Genomic DNA, 16,090 nt, shown 5'->3' on the forward strand with positions numbered 1-16,090 from the left:
ACCCTGCGGTCCTGAACCCTGCCGTCCCGGATTAGCGCCGCCGCCCGTGGGTACCGCGCAGCGACAGCGGCGGAATGGCCTCATAGAGCAGTGTCCGCACCCACCGCTCCCCGCTTTCCCGGAACTCAGCGCGGGTAGCGAAACGGTACAGGTAACTGTTGACGCGCACCCAATGCGGCGGTTCGCCGTCGAACGGGTCCTCACGAAGCAGCCGCAGGGTCCGGGAATCAGCCTCGAGGAGTTTGCCGAGGAAGGCATAAAACCATTCCTCGTGGACTGTGCGCAGCGGGAGGAACCACATCAGCCAGTCCAGCCGCAGGTGGTAAGGCGCCCACTGCCGCGGCAGGCGGCGGACGTCGCCGGGCTTGCCTTTGAACCCGTACTCGCGCCAGTCCGCGGCGTCGTCCGGCTCCGCGTCCAGGGTGCCTTCAACGACGATCTCGATGCGCTGCCTGGTCACTGTCCCGAACGCACCGTAGGTGTTGACCAGCTGCCAGCGGTTGAAGCTGGCGTTCATCAGCTGACCCTTGGAGATGAGGTTCCGTAGCGGCCAATAACTCAGGACTACCAACAGCAAGGTCGCGGCGAGGAAAATTGCGAGCCAGTACGGCGGATTTCCGCGCGAGCCCGCCTTGGGGGCCCAGTCCAGGGGCAGGAACGGTAGCACGGCATGGGCCACCGGGTCACTGACAGCGGCGAAGGCCAGCACAATGGCCATCCAGTTCAGCCACGCAAAGTTGCCGCTGGCCACAAGCCACAACTGCGTAAAGATCACAACGCCCGCGGCAATGCCGGCCAGGGGCTGCGGGGCAAAGAGGAAAAACGGTACCACCAGCTGGGCGAACTGATTCCCAAGCACCTCCAGCCGGTGAAAAGGCTTCGGCAGCAGATGCGCCTGCCGGCTCAGGGGCCCGGGCATCGGCTGGGTCTCGTGGTGGTAGTACAGGGCCGTCAGGTTACGCCATTCCCGGCCGCCCCGGATTTTGATCATGCCCGCGCCGAACTCCAGTCGGAACACCAGCCAAACCACCAAAATCAGGATGGTGCGGGGCGGTTCCGTCTGGTCAGAGCCAAGGAAAGCGACCGTGAACCCGGCCTCCAGCAGGAGCATTTCCCAGCCGAAGCCGTAAAACGTCTGGCCAACGTTGGATATGGACATGTACAGCAGCCACAGGGCCAGGAACGCGATCAGCGGCACCCATGGGGGGCCACTTTGGGGAAGGCCGGCCACCAGCGTCGCCGAGATGGCCAGTCCCGCGGTGCAGACCCAGCGCAGCAGCCTGTCTGAGTAGCGCCAGCGGAAGAGGGTGGGCCGGCGCCGGACGCTGAACCCCTCCAGATAACGGGGTACCGGAAGCAGCCCGTGTTCACCAAGCAGCGCCGGGAACTGGTTGAGGGTGGACAGGAAGGCCACGAAGTACAGCGCTGCAATGCCTCGCTGCAGCACCAGCCGAGCGAATTCATAGTCCGGAGCGTCGAACCAGGAAACCCAGTCCACGCCATCAACGTTACGCCTGGCCCGTCCCGGCTCCTAGACGGACCACGCCGCAGGTGCGGGATACTTAAGCCATGCAGCCTCGCAGAATCGTCCTCCTCGGATCCACCGGTTCCATCGGCACCCAGGCGATTGACGTCGTCGACGGCGCCCCGCACCTTTTTGAAGTAGTGGCGCTCAGCGCGGGCGGCGGGAACCTCGAGCTCCTCGCCCGCCAGGCGGTGCACACCGGCGCCGCCGCCGTCGGCATTGCATCCGGTGATCCCAAGCAGCTGCAGGACCTGATCGCCGAGGCTGCCCGAACCGCAGGGCGGCAGGATTATCGCCCGGAAATCATCGCCGGCCCCGATGCCTCCGCGCGCATCGCAGCCGTGGAGGCAGATGTGGTGCTCAATGGCATTACCGGCTCCATCGGCCTCGCACCCACGCTGGCCGCGCTAAAATCCGGGGCAACGCTGGCGCTGGCCAACAAGGAATCGCTGATCGTCGGAGGCTCGCTGGTCAAGGCCGCGGCACGTGAGGGCCAGATCGTTCCCGTGGATTCCGAGCACTCAGCCATCGCCCAGTGCCTGCGCTCCGGCACCGCGGCCGAGGTGGAGAAACTCATCCTGACGGCATCCGGGGGCCCGTTCCGCGGCCGCACGCGGGAGCAGCTCCACGACGTTTCCCCGCAGGAGGCCCTGGCGCACCCCACCTGGGACATGGGCCTGATGGTCACCACCAATTCAGCCACCCTGGTCAACAAGGGGCTTGAGCTCATTGAAGCCCATCTGCTGTTCGACGTGCCGCTGGACCGGATAGACGTTGTGGTCCACCCGCAGTCGGTGGTCCATTCCATGGTCCAGTTCTATGACGGGTCCATCATCGCCCAGGCATCACCACCGGACATGCGCCTGCCCATCGCCCTGGGACTCGGCTGGCCGGACCGGGTGCCCAAGGCAGCGTCCCCGTGCGACTGGACCCGGGCCACCAGCTGGACCTTCGAACCCCTGGACACTGTGGCGTTCCCCGCTGTGGACCTGGCCAAGGATGCCGCCAATCAGGGGAGCACGTACCCCGCCGTGTTCAACGCGGCCAACGAAGAGGCCGTCCTGGCTTTCCACGCCGGGCGCATCCGCTTCACCGACATCGTGGACACCATCGATGCTGTCCTCAGCGAACACCCAGGATCCTCCGAGCTGACCCTTGAGTCAGTGCTGGATGCTGAAGAATGGGCACGAACACGCGCCCACGAACGTTTGGCAGTAAGCAGTCTCTAGGAAGCAGCAGATCCACGCATGAGCCCCATCCTCCTTTTTATCCTCGGCGTCGTCTTTGTGGCGATCGGCATTGCCGTGTCCATCGCGTTGCACGAAGTGGGGCACCTGGTACCCGCCAAGCTGTTCAAGGTCCGCGTCACCAAGTACATGATCGGCTTCGGCCCCACTCTGTGGTCCAAGCGGAAAGGCGAGACCGAATACGGTGTGAAGGCGATCCCGCTGGGCGGCTACGTGTCCATGATCGGCATGTACCCGCCCAACAAGGCCGACGGTACCGTCCGCCCCTCCAGCACCGGCATGTTCCAGACCCTCGCCACCGAGGCCCGCTCCATGGCCCACGAAGAGGTGGGCCCGGAGGACGGAAACCGGGTGTTCTACCGCCTGCCCGTCTGGAAGAAAGTCATCGTGATGCTGGGCGGTCCGGCCATGAACCTGCTGATCGGCGTGGTGCTGACCGCCGTGCTGCTGATGGGCTTCGGCGTCGCCACGGCCACCACCACTATCTCGGACGTATCGAAATGCCAGGTGGCCGCTGGCCAGACCGTGGACCCCGATTCCGCCGACTGCCGGCTGACCCCCGCTGCGTCCGCCGGGCTCCTGCCCAATGACGTGGTCACGTCCTTCGACGGGAATGCGGTCACAGGCTGGGACCAGCTGACGGAATGGATTCGTGCGTCCGCCGGCCGGGAAGTCAGCATCACTGTGGAGCGCAACGGCGCCCCGGTCACCACCACTGTCACCCCGGTACTTTCCGCCCGCCCGGTGGTGGGCGTCGACGGACGGCAGGCCAAGGACGACGCCGGCAATTTGCAGTACCAGGACGTGGGCTTCCTCGGCATTGGCGCGCAAACAGAACTGGTACCCCAGCCGGCGTCGTCCGTCCTGCCCATGGCGGGGGAGAACATCAAGCAGGTGGCCGGAGTTGTCCTCAACCTCCCCGCCAGGGTGGTGGGCGTCGCCAAGGCGGCCTTCAGCGAGGAACCGCGCGATCCGAACGGCCCCATCAGCGTGGTGGGCGTTGGACGCGTGGCCGGCGAAGTCGCGGCCATGGAAGCAGTGCCGGTCCAGTCCCGGCTGGCCGTGCTGGTGGGACTGCTGGCCGGACTGAACTTCGCGCTCGCGGTCTTCAACCTGATCCCGCTGCTTCCGCTCGACGGCGGGCACGTGGCCGGAGCCCTGTACGAGGGGGCCCGGCGTCGGGTAGCCAAGCTGTTCGGGAAACCGGACCCGGGAGCCTTCGACATCGCCAAGCTGCTCCCCGTGACCTACGTGGTGGCCGCCCTGCTGATGGGGATGAGCGTGCTGTTGATCTACGCCGACATCGTGAAACCGGTAAACCTCTTCGGCTGAGATGTTTTCCCGCAGCCTGATGCCGCAGGTGGAGAAAGGTGAACACAAATGGACCCACAGAAGATCAGCCGCTGGATCCGGGCGGGGCTGTGGGTGCTGGCGGTCGCATGGCTCGTCACTGCCTTCTCCACGCTGGAGCCACAGCCTGACCAGACGAAGGACCCCGAGGCCTGGGCCCGCTTCGTCAGTTCCGACTCCTACCAGTTCCGCCATCTGTTCGGCAGCACGGCGGGCACCATCCTTGCCATCTTCGGGTTGTTCGCCCTGGGCTGCTGCCTGGCCGGCAGCCGGACCGTGCGGCTTGCGCTGACAGCGATGGTCACAGCCGTGGCCGGGACGGCGCTGCTGCTGGTGCCGGCCGTGATTTCCACCTTCGCCACGCCGGCCATTGGAAAGGCCTACCTGGCCGGAAACCAGGACGTGATGCAGTTGGAATTCCCGGGATCCATGACCGGGGCGTTCCTGCTTGGCCTCCTGCTCGCCGTCGTCGGCAACGTGCTGCTGGGGCTCGCGGTGTGGCGTTCCGCTGTCCTGCCGCGTTGGGCCGGGGCACTGTGGGCGGCCGGTGCCGTGCTGTTCTTTCTTTTGGGCGTTGTCCTGGGTCAGGCCACGACGGGTAGCAGCCTGCCGACCCAGACTGCCGGGGCGCTTCTTATGGCCGGTGCCGCGGCTTGGATCGCATGGGGCGGGCCGCGGCCGGCCTTGAGGGCAGCGGATACGGTCGAGAGACGTGTCAGGTGATTCCGCAATATCAGCCTATTTCGGCTGATATTGAATAATCAGCTATTTTCGATTGATTATTAATGATCACCTCCGTACGGTTAAGGCATGTACGTACTGACCATCGACCAGCGCGGCAGCACCACCGACATGGACCGGGTTCCGGGCCTGATAGCAGCACTCCGCAGCCTCACCCCGGATCCGTTTGAGCGCTCCGTTGGCGACGAACTCCAAGGCGTCGTCGAGCAGGCTGCGGACGTGGTGGACATCGCCCTCCATGCTCTCCGCGACGGGCATTGGTATGTCGGAATCGGGATCGGCGCTGTTCAGCTCGCTCCCGGTGGAAGCCCGAGGGAGGGAAGCGGGAGCGGTTTTGTGGCAGCGCGAAAGGCGGTGGAAATCGCCAAGGGCGCGGCAACCCAGGTTCCACTGTCAGTGGTGTCCGGCAGTATTGGACGTGGCCGGGACATTCCACCCGGTGCCGGGGAAGGAGCCATGAGCAGTGCAAACGCCCAAGCGGTGCTGCGCCTGATCGGGCGTGTGGTCCAGCAGCGCACGCCGGCGCAGTGGCGCGTGGTAGACCGGCTGCGCGTCCTTGACGGTGGCCACGTCCGTCACGGCAGCCAGAAGCAGGTGGCCCAAGAACTGGGAATATCCGAACAATCGGTGAGCCGTGCCGTACTTAGGTCCGGCTGGCAGGAAGAATGGGCCGCCAGACCGGCGGCAGCCATGCTCCTCGAATACGCCCGCACCCAGGTACTGGCGCCCTCGAACCCCGCCAAAGGAGAACAGTGAACGCACTCTGGATCGCAGTGGCCCTCCTGGTGGCCGGATTTGCTGGCTGGCCGGTGACCTCGCTGGTGTTTCGGCTGGCCAGGACCATTGATGACAAAGCGGACGCAGCGAGGGCTCAAGCAGCCCAGGATGCTTCCGGCCAGGACCCGTCGGCGGATGTCACGGTGGACACGCTGCCGGCTGTCCCGCCACGCGCCCCGGAGGCGGGGCCGGATCATCAGGAACGCGGGCAAAGCGTGGACGGTGAGCTGACAGCGGGTGGCGGGCGGCCGCCGTCGGACGTCTCCACCCCGGCACCGGAAGCCGCGGGACAGGCCTCTCCCGGCCAGCGGATCCTGCGCGGCGGGGCAATCATCGGAGTCCTCGAACGCCTGGGCGTTGGTGTGGCCATCCTCACAGGACAGCCGGTGGCCATTGCCTACATCGTGGCGATCAAGGGCCTGGGCAGGTTTGCCGAGTTGAAGGAAACCCCCGTGGCGGCAGAACGGTTCATCATTGGAACGCTCACGTCGTTGCTGTGGGCGGCAGGCACGGCAGCCATCGTCAAGGTGTACTTCCTGAAGTGAGCGGCCGGTCCTCAAGTGAACACACGGATCGGTGTCAGTCCGCCCCGGGGGATAGGCTGTGTTCATGACTGTTTTTGCCGTTGAGTATGTGTACGCCGCCGATTCCACCGCCGCCCGTGATGAGCACCGTCCCGCGCACCGCGCCTGGCTGGCAGGCCTGGCGGACGACGGCCAGTTGCTGACCAGTGGACCGTACGGTGACGGGGCAGGTGCCCTCCTGATCTTCAAGGTCCAGGACGAAACCCAGTTGAATGACCTGCTGAAGCGGGACCCTTTCGCCACCGCCGGGACCATCGCCGGTACCCGTTCTACGGAATGGACGCCCGTCATCGGCATCCTCGCTCCGCACGCGTCCTGATTCCCGGACCACTTTCCCCTCCGTAACACCTACCCAAGGAGTCCATGTGACCTCGGTCAGCCTGGGAATGCCGTCAGCACCGCCGCCTGTCCTCGCCCCCCGCCGTAAGACCCGCCAGATCAAAGTGGGCTCGGTCGGAGTCGGCTCGGACTCGCCCATAAGCGTGCAGTCCATGACCACAACCCCCACCACGGACATCAACGCCACCCTGCAGCAGATCGCGGAACTCACCGCCTCGGGCTGCGACATTGTGCGCGTCGCCTGCCCCTCCGCCGATGATGCGGAGGCGCTGCCCATCATCGCGCGCAAGTCGCAGATCCCTGTCATCGCGGACATCCATTTCCAGCCCAAGTACGTCTTCGCGGCGATTGAGGCCGGGTGCGCGGCAGTGCGCGTGAACCCGGGCAACATCCGCAAATTCGATGACCAGGTCAAGGAAATCGCCCGCGCCGCCAAGGACCACGGCACATCCATCCGCATCGGTGTCAACGCCGGCTCGCTCGAGCCAGGCATCCTCAAGAAATACGGCAAGGCCACGCCCGAAGCACTCGTTGAGTCGGCAGTCTGGGAGGCGTCGCTGTTCGAGGAGCACGGCTTCCACGACTTCAAGATCTCCGTCAAGCACAACGACCCCGTGATCATGGTGGCCGCGTACGAGATGCTGGCCGAGAAGGGCGACTGGCCGCTGCACCTTGGCGTCACCGAAGCCGGCCCGGCGTTCCAGGGCACCATCAAATCCGCCACTGCCTTCGGAGCCCTCCTGGCCAAGGGAATCGGCGACACCATCCGCGTTTCCCTCTCCGCGCCGCCGGTGGAGGAAATCAAGGTTGGCAACCAAATCCTCCAGTCCCTGAACCTGCGCCCGCGCAAGCTCGAGATCGTTTCGTGCCCCTCCTGCGGCCGTGCCCAGGTGGACGTCTACACGCTGGCCGAGCAGGTCACTGCAGGCCTGGAAGGCATGGAGATTCCGTTGCGCGTCGCCGTGATGGGCTGTGTGGTGAACGGGCCCGGGGAAGCGCGCGAAGCCGATCTCGGCGTGGCCTCCGGCAACGGCAAGGGCCAGATCTTTGTGAAGGGTCAAGTCATCAAGACTGTTCCTGAGAGCGAGATTGTTGAGACACTAATCGAAGAAGCCATGCGCATTGCCGAGGAGATGGGGGAGGCCGATGGCGAAGATGCTGTCCAGGGTAGCCCCGTGGTTAGCGTCTCATAAGGAGGGCGCCGCGCCGGAGGGGACCAGTGTCCGGGCCCTTTCCGGCGCGGATACCCCTGCCTTGCGGCGCCTTGCCCTGCAGGACCCGGTGGCGAATGTCTTTATGCTCGCGCACCTCAGGGCAGCAGGGTCCGCGGCACCCACCACCGGCGGCGCCGCAGTGTTGGGAGTCTTCGACGACGGCGTCCTGCTGGGTGCCTGTTGGGCGGGAGCCAACCTGGTCCCGGTGGAGCTGGACCCCGGGTTTGCCGGGTTGGTGGCCGAAGCGGCCAGCGCGTCCGGCCGGCGCTTTGCCTCGGCCTTTGGCCCTGCAGATTCAGTCCTCGCCCTCCACAGCGAGCTGGCGGAACTGGGGCATGCAGCCCACGAGGTGCGGGACGAACAGCCACTGATGACCCTTTGTGGGCCCCCTGCAGTGGTGCCGAACGCCGATCTGGAGTTGGGCCGCCTGGCCGATTTCGACCGCATCCTTCCAGCCTGTGCGGCCATGTTCGAGGAAGAGGTGGGCTACTCACCGTTCCTGGGCGGCAAGGAGTTCTACAGCCGCCGGGTTGAAGGCCTGATCCGGCAAGGCCATTCCCTGGCACACGTCAACGACTCCGGCGAAGTGGTCTTCAAAGCCGAACTCGGGGCTGTCACTGCCGACGTCACACAGATCCAGGGTGTCTGGATGAACCCTGACTACCGCGGACAGGGTCTGAGCGCCGGCTACATGGCAGCCGTGGTGGAGAAGGCCCGGACCCTGGCGCCGGTAACCAGCCTGTATGTCAACGGCTTTAATCTCCGGGCCCGGTCCACGTACGAGCGGGTGGGCTTTCGGCAGGTCGGCACGTTCGCTACGGTCCTGTTCTAGGTCCGGCAGCAGACCCGGGCAGGGTGGTCTACCCCTTCGAATGGAGAAACCCCTTGTCAACGCGGCCGCTATCCCATAGGTTCGATCTAGCTGCGCTGGAGTGGGTGGGCGGTCTCACCAGTCCTCACCAGTACCTAAGCGTCAACGGCCGTAGAGCCACGCCCGGATGCAATGACCAGCCGTTTACGGCCAGGGGCTTTGCATTACCAGGCGTGGCTCTATTGCGTCCGGCCCTCTGTGGCCTTTGACCCCTGCCGCCAAGCGGGGCGTGGTTTGCCGGTAGATTGGTACCCAGAAGAATTGCCCGGCTCTGCTTTCCAGCAGCCATTCCCCAGAAACGGATACCTGCCCGTGGTCACAAGACTGTCCCAGCTTTTCCTGCGCACCCTGCGTGAAGATCCCGTTGACGCCGAGGTGGCCAGCCACCGTCTCCTGGTCCGGGCCGGCTATATCCGACGCGCCGCACCAGGCATCTACACCTGGCTTCCGCTGGGGCTCAGCGTGCTGCGCAAGGTTGAAGCGGTCATCCGGGAGGAAATGGCGGCGATCGGTGCCCAGGAAGTGCATTTCCCGGCCCTGCTGCCGCGGGAACCCTACGAGGCCACCAACCGCTGGACCGAATATGGCGAAGGCCTGTTCCGGCTCCAGGACCGTAAGGGGGCCGACTACCTGCTGGCCCCCACTCACGAGGAAATGTTCACCCTCCTGGTCAAGGACCTGTACTCCTCGTACAAGGACCTGCCGCTGAGCCTCTACCAGATCCAGAACAAGTACCGCGATGAAGCGCGTCCCCGCGCGGGCCTGCTGCGCGGCCGCGAGTTCATCATGAAGGATTCCTACTCCTTCGACATTGACGACGCCGGCCTGGACGCCAGTTACGCAGCGCACCGCGCGGCCTACATCCGCATCTTCGAGCGGCTGGGCCTGGAAGTCATCCCGGTCGCGGCCACCGCCGGCGCCATGGGCGGGTCCAAGAGCGAGGAGTTCCTGCATCCCACCGAGGTCGGCGAAGATACCTTCGTGCGCTCCGCCGGCGGATACGCAGCCAACGTCGAGGCCGTCACCACCGTGGTGCCCGCGGACGTCGACTTCAGCGAAGCCCCCGCCGCCACGGTCCTGGACACGCCGGACACCCCCACCATCGACACGCTGGTGGCATCCGCCAATGTGCTCGCCCCCCGTACAGAGGCCGACGGCGGCGCCTGGACTGGCGCTGACACACTCAAGAACGTCGTCCTCGCCGTCACCCTGCCCACCGGGGAACGCCAACTGGTGGTCATCGGGCTGCCCGGCGACCGCGGCGTCGACCTGAAGCGCGTGGAAGCCAACATAGGTTCCTTCCTGCCCATCGGCGGCGAGATCGGCCTGGAAGCAGCCAACGACGACGACCTCAAGAAGCAGCCCCTCATCGTCAAGGGGTACCTTGGTCCGGGCCTGACCCTGGCGGACCCCCTGCTGGGCAGCGAAAGCTCAACCAAGCTCCTGTATCTCGTGGATCCCCGCGTTGTCAGCGGCACGGCCTGGATCACCGGCGCCAACGAAGCCGGAAAGCATGTGTTCGGCCTCGTGGCCGGACGCGACTTCAGCTGGGACGGCGTCATTGAATGCACCGACGTCCACGAAGGCGACCCCGCACCGGACGGCTCCGGCCCCCTGGAAATCGCCCGCGGCATCGAGATGGGCCATATCTTCCAGCTTGGCCGTAAGTACGCCGAAGCCCTCGAGCTGAAGGTCCTGGACCAGAACGGCAAGCAGGTGGTGGTCACCATGGGTTCCTACGGCGTAGGCGTAACGCGCGCCGTGGCAGCCCTTGCTGAGTCCAACCACGACGACAAGGGCCTGACGTGGCCGCGCGCCGTCGCCCCCGCGGATGTCCATGTGGTGGCCGTGGGCCGCGGCGAGGAAATCTTCGCGGCCGCCGAGAAACTGGCGCTGGACCTGGAAGCCGCCGGCCTGGATGTCATCTATGACGACCGCCCCAAGGTGTCCCCGGGCGTCAAGTTCGGTGATGCCGAGCTGGTAGGTGTCCCCACGATCCTGGCCGTTGGCCGGGGACTGGTGGACGGCGTCGTCGAGATCAAGGACCGCCGGAGCGGCGTAGCGGAGAACGTGGCCGTGGACAAGGCTGTTGACTACGTGGTCACCGCCGTCCGCAGCTGATTTCCGGCGGTGATATCTGGTTTCGAGTCGATCCAGCTCACCACGATCATCCTGATTGTGGTGGCTGGATTTGCCGCCGGCTGGGTGGATGCCGTGGTGGGCGGCGGCGGGCTGCTGCAACTGCCCGCCCTGTTGCTGGTTCCGGGAATCACTCCGGTCCAGGCCTTGGCCACCAACAAGATGGGCTCGATTTTCGGGACCACTACCAGTGCGGTGACGTACTACAGCCGGGTCAAACCCGACCTTCGGACCGCCATCCCCATGGCGGGGATCGCGCTGGCGGGCAGCTTCGGCGGCGCTGTACTGGCCGCTAACCTGCCGGCGAGTGTGTTCAAACCGATAATCGTAGCGGCACTGGTGGCCGTCGCACTTTTCACCGCACTGAAACCCAGCGTCGGCGACATCACCCTGCTGCGCCATGACGGGCGCACCCACTATGTCGTAGCGTGCCTCATCGGCGCCGTCATCGGTTTCTACGACGGCCTGATCGGGCCGGGCACCGGTTCCTTCCTCATCATCGCGCTGGTATCGGCGATGGGCTACGCCTTCCTTGAAGCCAGCGCGAAGGCCAAGATCGTGAACATGGCCACCAACGCCGGCGCCCTCATCTTCTTCCTGCCCCACGGCTCGCTCCTGTGGGGTGTCGGCCTGGTGCTGGGCCTGTCCAACATGGCCGGGGGCTACTTGGGGGCCAGGACTGCCGTAAAGCAGGGCAGCAGGTTCATCCGTGTGGTGTTCCTCCTTGTGGTCGGTGCCCTGATCATCAAGCTCGGCTTCGACGTCTGGCAGGAAAACTTCGCCTGAACGGGGTTACGGGGAATGCTCGCAGCCCTGCGCTGCCCGGGCGTACCATGCAGGTATGTCCGCAGGTGGGGAACACTATTCGGAAGCATTGGCAGTCGCGGCCCGGCGAGCCGCCGAGTGGCTGGCGAGCCTGCCGGACCGGCATGTGGGGCCCGCCCAAAGCGCCCACGATCTCGCGCCTGACTTCAACGGACCTCTTCCAGCCCAAGGGATGCCCGCCGCGGCGGTGGTTGAATATCTCGCGGACAAGGCCGAGCCCGGGCTGATGGCCATGCCCTCCGGGCGCTTCTTTGGCTGGGTGATCGGCGGGACGTTGCCTGCAGCGCTGGCCGCCGACTGGCTGGTCAGTGCCTGGGACCAGAACGCGGTGCTTCGGGTCTCCGCGCCTGCCATGGCGGCCATCGAGGACGCGGCCGGGCGCTGGCTCGTGGACCTCCTGGGCCTACCGGACGAATCCGACGTCGGCTTTGTCACCGGGGCCACGATGGCTAACTTTGCCGGATTGGCCGCTGCCCGCTGGAGCCTGCTCGCTGACACCGGCTGGGACCTGGAGCGCGACGGGCTGTTCGGCGCTCCGCGCATTCGCTGTCTCGTTGGACAGGAACGCCACGATTCGGTGGATCTGGCGCTGCGGTATCTGGGACTGGGCCAGCCGGAGGCCGTGCCGTCGGACCGGCAGGGCAGAATCCGAACCGACGAGCTCGACCGGCAGCTGTCCGCAGGTTCCGGTCCGGCCCTCGTGTGCCTGCAGGCCGGGAACCTGCATTCGGGCGCCTTCGATCCTTTCGTGGAGGCTGTGGGCGTCGCGAAAACCCACGGCGCCTGGGTCCATGTGGACGGGGCTTTTGGGCTCTGGGCCGCGGCGGTGCCTGAACTTGCCGCGCTTACCGCCGGGATGGCCTTGGCGGACTCCTGGGCCAGCGACGCACATAAGACCCTCAATGTTCCTTACGACTGTGGCATTGCAGTGGTCAGGGACCCAGCAGCCCTGCGCTCGGCCATGGGCGTGCACGCCAGCTATCTGATCCGGGCCGCTGACGGTGCGGCCGACCCGCTTGAAAAAGTCCCGGAACTCTCGCGCCGGGCCCGCGGCGTGCCGGTGTGGGCGGCCCTGAGATCACTTGGCCGGGACGGAGTGGCGCAGCAGGTCCGTGGGCTTGTGCACCACGCCGGTCAGTTGGCCGGGCGCCTCGCGGCCCTTGACGGCGTCGAGGTGCTCAACGACGTCGACTACACCCAGGTCTCGCTGGCCTTCGGGGAAGACGCCACCACCCGCGCCGTGACAGCCCGGGTGATCGAGGACGGCAAAGTCTGGATGTCCGGGTCACGCTGGCAGGGCAGGGACGTCCTGCGGGTTTCGGTCAGCAACTGGAGCACAAACACGGACGACGTCGGTACTGCGGTCGAGGCGGTCAGCTCCGCTCTTGCGGCGGTCCGGGCAGCCGGCTGACAGGCCTGGCGGCAGGGCCACAGCTCCTCAGCGGTCCGCCTCGCCTGGGTTGGAGCCGCCCGGTTCGGGCAGGTCGTGAGCCGCGGGGAGATCAGCGAGGGTCTGCCCGGCGAGGGTGCTGGCAACCCACAGCGACCTCGCCAGATCGCCCTGATGGCCTGGCCGTGCGGCGTACCAGAGCGCGTTTTCCACCTCCCGCACCACTGCCCATTGGCGTGCGGCTTCGGCGTCAAGACCCGCCGCGGTGCTGAAATCCACGCAGCGCTGCCTCAGCCCCGCGGCCGGATTGCCCCGTGGTAGGTCGCCCAGGCGGTTCCATAACAGCGGGGCGACAGCGAACTCGGGTTCACCGATCATGGGCTGTGGGTCGATGGCGACGAAGGTCGTACCGCCTGCGCCCTGAACACCAGCGCCCTGAACACCAGCGCCCTGAGCGCCTGCGCCCACGACATCCGTGGCCTCGGGTCGGGCCAAGATATTCAGGAAGTGGAAGTCAGTGTGCACCAGGACGTCCCGGCCCGAGCGCCGGCCCACGGCACCGCGGGTCTGGCAAACTTCAAGGGCCGCTTCGAGCAGCCAGCGGGGAAAGGGTCTGCCTTGCTGTTCCCAGTCGGCGGGCAGGTCGTCGCTCCACTGTTCTGCCTTGCCTGCAATGTGGTCGAATTCCTGCCATACGGGCTCATCGCCGGGCGTCAGGCTTAACTGCCGCATGAGCCCACCCCACACAACCGCCGCTTCCTCGAGGGGGACGGTCTGCAGTGAGCACCCCGGATCCAGCCGTTCCAGGAGCATGGCGCAGGTTCCGGCGTCGGACTCGAGCAGCCGGACGGCGCCGGAGCCTCCCCAGAGGGACAGTGCATGCCGTTCAGCCTTGGCTTCGTCGTGAGGAAAGGCGATCTTGAGGGCAGCCAGGCTTCCGTCTTTCCTGCGGACCGGGATCACCATGCCACCGTGTCCATGCCAGGGGAAAGCGCCGGTTTGCAGGTCCACAGCCAGTTCCCAGTGCTCCAGCCGTCCGTGCATGAGGTCCGGCAGCGAGGAAAGCCAAGCCCGTCCGGCGCTGGTGCGTCCGTAGCGCAGGCTGAGCGCCGGCGGGACGGGGACCTCCGTCCTGAGATTCACATCACGCCGCTTGCCCCGAGGAGGCTGCCGATGGAGAACGTGGCCACCAGGGCCAGCGCGCCGCCCACCACCACGCGCACCGCGGCACGCAGCTGCGACCCTCCGCCGATCCAGGCGCCCAACGCCCCGGTAGCCGCGAGCGCCACCAGGACGGCAGCGAAGGTCAGCGGAATCCTGACGTCCGCAGGCGGCAGGAGGATGGCCAGCATTGGCAGGACCGCGCCGATCAGGAATGCCACGGCGGAGGCAAACGCGGCGTGCCAGGGGCTGACGATGTCCGTCTCAGTGATGTTGAGCTCAGCAGACAGATGGGCGCCCAGGGCGTCGTGGGCGGTGAGCTCCCGCGCAACGGTCAGGGCAGTATCCTCGCTGAGCCCCTTGGACTGATAGATCGCCGCGAGTTCCGCGAGCTCCTCTTCGGGCTGTTCGAGCAGCTCGCGCCGTTCCTTTTCGATCAGGGCCTGCTGGCTGTCCTTTTGGCTGCTGACGGAGACGTACTCGCCCAGTGCCATGGAGATGGCGCCGCCCACGACACCGGCAGCGCCGGCCACCAGGATCGGACCCGGCTCGTTGGTCACGCCGGCGACACCAACCACGATGGCGGCGACCGAGACGATTCCGTCGTTGGCGCCCAACACACCGGCACGGAGCCAGTTAAGGCGGTGGGCTATGTCATTGTGGTGCGGCTCGTTCTCATGAAGAGCTGCTGCAGGTGCGTTGTCCATGACCTCAGCAAATCACCTGATGCCCGTGGCTGACCAGTGTGCTGAGCCTAGGCTAAGGCGTGCCGCGGGATGGTGTGCTGCCTGTTGAAGGACGCTGGTCCACGGCAGGCAGGGGCGGCAGTGCGGATTCGTTCAGGACCATGCCCGGTACCGGGCCAGGTGAAGTACCCCAATGGGCTGCCCTCCGCGCCGTCGATTGAAGCGCTGCGAGCGCCCATGCCCGTTCGGCTCCGTCGCTGAGGGCGACCAGGTCTCCGTATGCCGGGAGCGTGCCGGCCTCCAGCACGCCCAGCGCAGCTGCCGGATCTGCCAGGAACGCTGCGTCCAAGGCGTAGCCGGCGGGCGTCGGAGGCAGGGCGGCGCAGCGGGTCGTGGCCGCCGCTTCGGCCTCGCGGCCGAGGTCTTCGTGCCGGGTGAGAAAGTCCGACGCCGGGGCCACGGACGCGGGGGGAAGCCGGGTCAGTGCCGCCTGGTAGGCGTACACGAGTTCCAGCTCTGCGCGCGCCACCGAGGTGAAGGAAGAGGCCAGGTCGGCACGGCCGCTGGTCGCCGTTGCGGTGCAGCCTGCAGTCAGCGGCGCAGCGGAGGAGCCGGCGGGGGAAGGCAGTGCAGGGGAGGTAGGGGCGGACCCGGGCAAGGTGGGGCCGGGAAGTGAGTCCAACGCGGTACCCGTCGCCGTCGCCATCTCCTCGGCCGCCAGGAGTTGGGCAGTGCCGGTGCCTGCGAGAAGGCGGACGATGCCGCCGTCGGCCTTTTCAGCGTCACGGAGCCGCTGGGCACCACTCGCGTGAAGGGCAGCGGCGAGCTCAGCGGCTGAAGACGGCGGCACCTGCGCTGAAGGCGCCGCGGCTGACCCGGTGGCCGTCTTCGGATCAGTCGGCAGCTTGTCGGTTGGCAGCATCAGCGCCCGCGCCTGCACAGTCAGCAAAGTCACAGTGCGCTGTGATGCGGAGGCCGTGGGTTCCTCCCGGGCTGCCTCGGCGGCATCGCCGACAGCGATGGCAAGTGCCCTCAGATCCACGGCATCCGAGAACGCTGCAGCCCTGGCCTGCTCCGAAAACGGCGGTGGCGCGGGGGCGGCCGGTTCGCGGGGGATCAGCACAAATCCAAGGCTCAGCACCAACAATGCGGCCAAGGCGAAAACGGCGTACCGGAAATAGCGTCTGCGCGGGCCGGATTCCGTGGTGTCGTCGTTCACAACAGACCATGTTGTCACGGGC

General features: G+C 66.5%; 15 protein-coding genes. 11 read left to right on the top strand and 4 right to left on the bottom strand.

Annotation, left to right across the window (positions count from 1 at the left end; all coding sequences use genetic code 11):
• Window positions 1-31: 31 nt before the first annotated feature.
• The gene (locus AC1MCD_RS07015) at window positions 32-1,498 is read right to left on the bottom strand and encodes a lipase maturation factor family protein (protein ID WP_498677126.1); all 1,467 of its coding nucleotides are present in this window, start codon (window positions 1,496-1,498) and stop codon (window positions 32-34) included.
• A 71-nt stretch (window positions 1,499-1,569) separates the two neighbouring features.
• Here AC1MCD_RS07015 and dxr point away from each other — a divergent pair, with 71 nt between their 5' ends.
• The 11 genes from dxr (at window position 1,570) to AC1MCD_RS07070 (ending at window position 13,023) form a co-directional block, all read left to right on the top strand.
• Entirely contained in the window at window positions 1,570-2,754 is a 1,185-nt protein-coding gene (gene dxr / locus AC1MCD_RS07020; protein ID WP_498677127.1) for a 1-deoxy-D-xylulose-5-phosphate reductoisomerase, read from the top strand.
• Between the two features lie 18 nt (window positions 2,755-2,772).
• Window positions 2,773-4,104, top strand: coding sequence for a M50 family metallopeptidase (locus AC1MCD_RS07025; RefSeq protein ID WP_498677129.1), 1,332 nt, complete (start codon window positions 2,773-2,775; stop codon window positions 4,102-4,104).
• Window positions 4,105-4,152: 48 nt separating this feature from the next.
• Window positions 4,153-4,845, top strand: a complete 693-nt coding sequence (locus AC1MCD_RS07030) for a hypothetical protein (protein ID WP_498677130.1) — start codon at window positions 4,153-4,155, stop codon at window positions 4,843-4,845.
• 87 nt (window positions 4,846-4,932) lie between these two features.
• The gene (locus tag AC1MCD_RS07035; RefSeq protein ID WP_498677132.1) at window positions 4,933-5,619 is read left to right on the top strand and encodes a MarR family transcriptional regulator; all 687 of its coding nucleotides are present in this window, start codon (window positions 4,933-4,935) and stop codon (window positions 5,617-5,619) included.
• Window positions 5,616-6,185 carry a hypothetical protein gene (locus AC1MCD_RS07040; RefSeq protein ID WP_498677133.1) on the top strand — a complete coding sequence of 190 codons (570 nt, stop codon included), beginning with the start codon at window positions 5,616-5,618 and terminating at the stop codon, window positions 6,183-6,185. The genes AC1MCD_RS07035 and AC1MCD_RS07040 overlap by 4 nt, the downstream gene beginning before the upstream one ends.
• A gap of 64 nt (window positions 6,186-6,249) precedes the next feature.
• The gene (locus AC1MCD_RS07045) at window positions 6,250-6,543 is read left to right on the top strand and encodes a YciI family protein (protein ID WP_498677135.1); all 294 of its coding nucleotides are present in this window, start codon (window positions 6,250-6,252) and stop codon (window positions 6,541-6,543) included.
• A gap of 46 nt (window positions 6,544-6,589) precedes the next feature.
• Window positions 6,590-7,756, top strand: coding sequence for a flavodoxin-dependent (E)-4-hydroxy-3-methylbut-2-enyl-diphosphate synthase (ispG, locus tag AC1MCD_RS07050; protein ID WP_498677137.1), 1,167 nt, complete (start codon window positions 6,590-6,592; stop codon window positions 7,754-7,756).
• Window positions 7,719-8,609, top strand: coding sequence for a GNAT family N-acetyltransferase (locus tag AC1MCD_RS07055; protein WP_498678220.1), 891 nt, complete (start codon window positions 7,719-7,721; stop codon window positions 8,607-8,609). The genes ispG and AC1MCD_RS07055 overlap by 38 nt, the downstream gene beginning before the upstream one ends.
• Before the next feature lie 351 nt (window positions 8,610-8,960).
• Window positions 8,961-10,769 (top strand): proline--tRNA ligase, encoded by a 1,809-nt coding sequence (locus AC1MCD_RS07060; protein ID WP_498677139.1) that lies wholly within the window; start codon window positions 8,961-8,963, stop codon window positions 10,767-10,769.
• Between the two features lie 9 nt (window positions 10,770-10,778).
• Window positions 10,779-11,573: a sulfite exporter TauE/SafE family protein gene (locus tag AC1MCD_RS07065; RefSeq protein ID WP_498677141.1), complete on the top strand. Its 795-nt coding sequence runs from the start codon at window positions 10,779-10,781 to the stop codon at window positions 11,571-11,573.
• A gap of 55 nt (window positions 11,574-11,628) precedes the next feature.
• A complete protein-coding gene (locus tag AC1MCD_RS07070) occupies window positions 11,629-13,023 on the top strand; it encodes a pyridoxal phosphate-dependent decarboxylase family protein (protein ID WP_498677142.1) in 1,395 nt (464 codons plus the stop codon).
• Between the two features lie 27 nt (window positions 13,024-13,050).
• Here the strand turns inward: AC1MCD_RS07070 and AC1MCD_RS07075 are convergent, their stop codons facing one another.
• The 3 genes from AC1MCD_RS07075 to AC1MCD_RS07085 are packed head-to-tail and all read right to left on the bottom strand — an operon-like array spanning window position 13,051 to window position 16,068.
• Window positions 13,051-14,145: an aminoglycoside phosphotransferase family protein gene (locus AC1MCD_RS07075; protein WP_498677144.1), complete on the bottom strand. Its 1,095-nt coding sequence runs from the start codon at window positions 14,143-14,145 to the stop codon at window positions 13,051-13,053.
• Window positions 14,142-14,870 carry a VIT1/CCC1 transporter family protein gene (locus AC1MCD_RS07080; protein WP_498677145.1) on the bottom strand — a complete coding sequence of 243 codons (729 nt, stop codon included), beginning with the start codon at window positions 14,868-14,870 and terminating at the stop codon, window positions 14,142-14,144. The genes AC1MCD_RS07075 and AC1MCD_RS07080 overlap by 4 nt, the downstream gene beginning before the upstream one ends.
• 52 nt (window positions 14,871-14,922) lie before the next feature.
• Complete coding sequence (locus tag AC1MCD_RS07085; protein ID WP_498677147.1) at window positions 14,923-16,068, bottom strand: DUF4439 domain-containing protein; 1,146 nt, start codon at window positions 16,066-16,068, stop codon at window positions 14,923-14,925.
• Window positions 16,069-16,090 lie beyond the last annotated feature (22 nt).

The sequence above is a fragment of the Arthrobacter sp. BF1 genome (genome assembly GCF_056680215.1).